At 42.3% G+C, this 3,799-nt stretch carries 6 protein-coding genes; all 6 read right to left on the bottom strand.

Annotation, left to right across the window (positions count from 1 at the left end; translation table 11 throughout):
* Positions 1-559 (bottom strand): tRNA (guanosine(37)-N1)-methyltransferase TrmD (gene trmD / locus AB3112_RS09310; protein ID WP_367334363.1); only part of this gene is annotated, 559 nt, incomplete at its 3' end.
* Positions 556-1,077 (bottom strand): ribosome maturation factor RimM, encoded by a 522-nt coding sequence (gene rimM, locus AB3112_RS09305; protein WP_057909107.1) that lies wholly within the window; start codon positions 1,075-1,077, stop codon positions 556-558. The genes trmD and rimM, both read right to left, overlap by 4 nt.
* Before the next feature lie 85 nt (positions 1,078-1,162).
* On the bottom strand, positions 1,163-1,411 hold the full coding sequence (locus AB3112_RS09300) for a KH domain-containing protein (protein ID WP_057909106.1): 249 nt from the start codon (positions 1,409-1,411) through the stop codon (positions 1,163-1,165).
* Positions 1,412-1,427: 16 nt separating this feature from the next.
* Positions 1,428-1,703 carry a 30S ribosomal protein S16 gene (gene rpsP, locus AB3112_RS09295; RefSeq protein WP_057909105.1) on the bottom strand — a complete coding sequence of 92 codons (276 nt, stop codon included), beginning with the start codon at positions 1,701-1,703 and terminating at the stop codon, positions 1,428-1,430.
* 162 nt (positions 1,704-1,865) lie between these two features.
* Complete coding sequence (ffh, locus tag AB3112_RS09290; protein ID WP_057909104.1) at positions 1,866-3,302, bottom strand: signal recognition particle protein; 1,437 nt, start codon at positions 3,300-3,302, stop codon at positions 1,866-1,868.
* 14 nt (positions 3,303-3,316) lie between these two features.
* Complete coding sequence (locus AB3112_RS09285) at positions 3,317-3,658, bottom strand: putative DNA-binding protein (RefSeq protein WP_057909103.1); 342 nt, start codon at positions 3,656-3,658, stop codon at positions 3,317-3,319.
* Between the last annotated feature and the right edge of the window lie 141 nt (positions 3,659-3,799).

Genomic DNA, 3,799 nt, shown 5'->3' with positions numbered 1-3,799 from the left:
GACGCGTGTATTGAGGTTCTTCCAACAGACCGGTTGAAAATGATTCCTCGACACTTGATTGGTTGTTGCCCAAAACGCCGGGGATGAGACGTGAAATTGCGTCGATCATCACCATTGCGGGTAATTCCCCACCAGTCAAAATGAAATCGCCTAATGAGTATTCGTCGGTCACAATCGATCGAATCCGTTCATCGTAACCTTCGTAGTGACCACAGATAAATGTCAGATGTTCGTCATGTGATAACAGCTCGGCATCTTGTTGCTTAAATGGTTTTCCGGCCGGATCCATTAAGATCACCTTGCCCTTTGGATAACCAGCAGCCTCAGCCACCTGTTTGGTGTGATCGTAGGCGTCTAAAATCGGTTGGGCCTGCAGCAACATGCCCGCCCCACCGCCAAATGGGTAATCATCCACGTGACGATGCTTATCTTTGGTAAATGCTCGAAAGTTGGTGACGTTCAGATCAACAATGTGATTTTCAACCGCCTTGCCAATAATTGAATCGTGCATCGGGGCAGTAAACATTTCCGGAAATAAGCTTAAAACATCAATTCTCATTCGTCCAAGCCCTCCGGAACGTCAGCTGTAACGGTTCCTGAATCCAGATTGACGTCAATAATGACAGAATCAATTTTTGGCAATAAAAGATCCTTCTGGTTAGCCCGTTCGACGACCCAAACGTCATTGGCCCCAGGAGACAGGATTTCCTTAATCGTCCCGATTGGATGGCCATCAGTGTCAACGACCGTTAAGCCAATAATCTGATGATAGTAATACTCGCCCGGTTTGAGGTCATCATTGGAAAGACTACTGTCGTCAATCTTTAATTCTGATGGTTTTAAGTATTCAACGTCATTAATGGATGGGTGATCTTTAAAATGCAGGAGTATAAAGCCCTTGTGCTTTCGAACGCCATCAATAACCAACGTGACTAAACCGGACTTATTGGGTAGTTTCGCGTAAACTGTATTGCCAATTTTGAACCGTTTATCAGGAAAATCAGTCGTCGAGATCACCCGAACCTCTCCTTTTAAGCCTTGAGTATTGACAATTTTTCCAACGTTATAATAATCCATCAACTATTTCCTCCAGCTTTATTCATCGTAGTTTTAGAACAAGAAAAAAGGGCCTAAACAAAACAAACGTTTCGCTTAAGAACCCTTATTGCTTCTCATCGTCGACGATCAAACGAGCTTTCTTTTGGCCCTCAATCGGAACACTGTAAACAATTGTTCTGATTGTTTGAATCACGTGGCCATGCTTTCCAATAATTCTACCAATGTCATCTGCGTTCAAACGTAAATGATATTCCATAAAACGATCGGATTCGTTATGCGAAATCTCAATATCCTTAGGATAATCAACTAACGGTGAGATAATCTTATTAATTAAACCATCAATACTTGTCATGATGATAATCACTCACTTACTTTTTTGAGTATTTAGCTTCGTGATATTTCTTCATAATGCCGGCATCTGATAAGATGTTACGAACAGTATCAGATGGTTGGGCACCATTGTTTAACCAGTTCATGATTGATTCTTCTTCAAGAGTCACCTTGGCTGGTTGAGTTAATGGGCTGTAAGTACCAACGTTTTCGATGAAACGGCCGTCACGAGGACTACGTGAATCGGCAACAACGATACGGTAATATGGACGCTTCTTTGAACCCATGCGCTTTAAACGAATCTTAACTGACATGCTTTTACCTCCTGTAATGTTTTAACGATTAATAATATACCAGTAATTTGAATGGTTGTAAAGGTTTTTTTCTTTACACCGTCAAAATGGCTTGGCTATTGATAACTTGTGGTTTCTTTTAAGCAAATAATTGGTGTATTAGTGTTAAATCTTGTCAGAAAATTACTTGCGCTTCCGTTTTTTCTTTAACCGGCGCTTTTTATTTTTCTTCATCTTGCGGCTAAACTGTTTCATCGCCAGCTTGGACATTTTACCGCCCATTCCGGTACTGTTCATCATGTTTTCCATTCCGGACATATTGCCTTTCGACACCTTGTTCATCATGGTCTTCATTTGGCTGAACTGTTTAATCATTCGATTGACTTCTTGAACTGGCCGACCAGACCCTCGGGCAATTCGACGTCGTCTAGACGGATTTAAAACATCTGGATCGGTTCGTTCCTGATCGGTCATTGAATAAACAATTGCTTTGAGATGTTCAATATCTTTGGGATCCATGTTGGCATTTTTGAGGGCTGGATTATTAGCCATCCCAGGAATCATTTTCATGATTTCATCCAGTGGGCCCATTTTCTGAATTTGACTTAGCTGATCAAGAAAATCGTTGAAGTCAAAGGTATTCTCCTTGATTTTTTCCGAAAGTTCCTGAGCTTGTTTTTCGTCATATTCTTGCTGCGTCTTTTCGATAAGTGAAAGCATATCACCCATCCCCAAGATTCGAGAAGCCATTCGGTCAGGATAAAAGACGTCCAAATCGGTCATTTTTTCACCTTGACCAACGAACTTGATTGGCTTGTCGGTCACTGCTCGAATTGAAAGCGCGGCACCACCACGGGTATCGCCATCCAACTTGGTTAAAACCACACCGGTAACGTCCAACGTCTTGTTGAAACCTTCGGCGGTTGCAACGGCATTTTGACCCGTCATGGCATCAATTACCAACAGAATTTCGTCAGGACTGACGGCTTTCTTGATATCGCTTAATTCGCCCATCAATTTCTCGTCGATCTGAAGACGACCGGCGGTATCAATAATCACGTAGTCGTTGTGGTCTTCTTTGGCTTTTTCAACCCCACGTTTGGCAATTTCAACCGGGTCAACATCGGTTCCGAGCTGAAAAACGGGTACGTCAATTTGTTGTCCGACCGTCTGTAATTGGTCAATGGCAGCTGGTCGATACACATCATCGGCAATTAACAGTGGCCGTGCATTTTGTTCATTTTTTAATTTTAATGCTAATTTACCGGCAGTTGTCGTCTTACCAGCACCTTGAAGCCCCGACATCATAATGATTGTTGGGATCTTCTCGGATTTGTTGAGGGGAACGGCTTCTTCCCCCATGGTCTTGGTTAATTCTTCATCGACAATCTTAACGATTTGTTGAGATGGATTTAAGCCTTCCAGCACCTTGGCACCGTTGGCACGTTCTTCCACAGTCTTGACAAAGTTTCTGACGACCTGGAAGTTAACATCGGCCTCGAGTAAAGCCAGACGGATTTCTCGCATGGTTGCCCGCAAATCTGCTTGCGAGACCTTGCCCTTGCCACGTAACGTTTTCATGGCATTTTGTAAACGTTCGGTTAATCCTTCAAAAGCCAATTAATTCACCACTTTCATTGTTCTTCAGTTGTTTCGAGATTGCTGATCATTGAATTCAGCTTTTCGTCTTTAGGGTAGTTTTGTTCGACGTATGATTGGATCTGGTCCAACTTGTCATTGCGATCGACAAAGCTGTGGTATAAGTTGAGCTTATCTTCGTATGCTTGGAGGATTTTCTCCGAGCGGCGAATGTTATCGTAAACGGCTTGTCGGCTGACGTTATATTCTTCAGCAATTTCTCCAAGTGAGTAATCGTCAGCATAGTACAGTTCGATATAATTTGCCTGCTTCTTGGTTAACAGCGGTTCATAAAATTCGAACAACGAGTTAATGTAATTATTTTTCTCAAGTTCCATGTTGACGCGCTCCTTTGAGACTCGATACGTAATATAGATTACCGATTTATATAACTTCAGTCAATGTTTATTGTGAGAAGGCTATTCTGAAATCAACCCTTTAAACAGTCCATAGACAAAGTCGTTTGGATCAAACGGCTT

Origin of the sequence: Lentilactobacillus sp. (genome assembly GCF_040773105.1) — a bacterium.
Taxonomy (GTDB): Bacteria; Bacillota; Bacilli; order Lactobacillales; family Lactobacillaceae; genus Lentilactobacillus; species Lentilactobacillus parabuchneri.
The sequence above is the reverse complement of the archived record's forward strand: the minus strand, read 5'-3'. Positions and strand labels throughout refer to the sequence as shown.

Excerpts from the sequence above, each read along its gene's own strand:
- rimM (WP_057909107.1), bottom strand. The coding sequence starts at position 1,077 with ATGGATTATTATAACGTTGGAAAAATTGTCAATACTCAAGGCTTAAAA.
- AB3112_RS09300 (WP_057909106.1), bottom strand. The coding sequence starts at position 1,411 with ATGACAAGTATTGATGGTTTAATTAATAAGATTATCTCACCGTTAGTT.
- rpsP (WP_057909105.1), bottom strand. The coding sequence starts at position 1,703 with ATGTCAGTTAAGATTCGTTTAAAGCGCATGGGTTCAAAGAAGCGTCCA.
- AB3112_RS09285 (WP_057909103.1), bottom strand. The coding sequence starts at position 3,658 with ATGGAACTTGAGAAAAATAATTACATTAACTCGTTGTTCGAATTTTAT.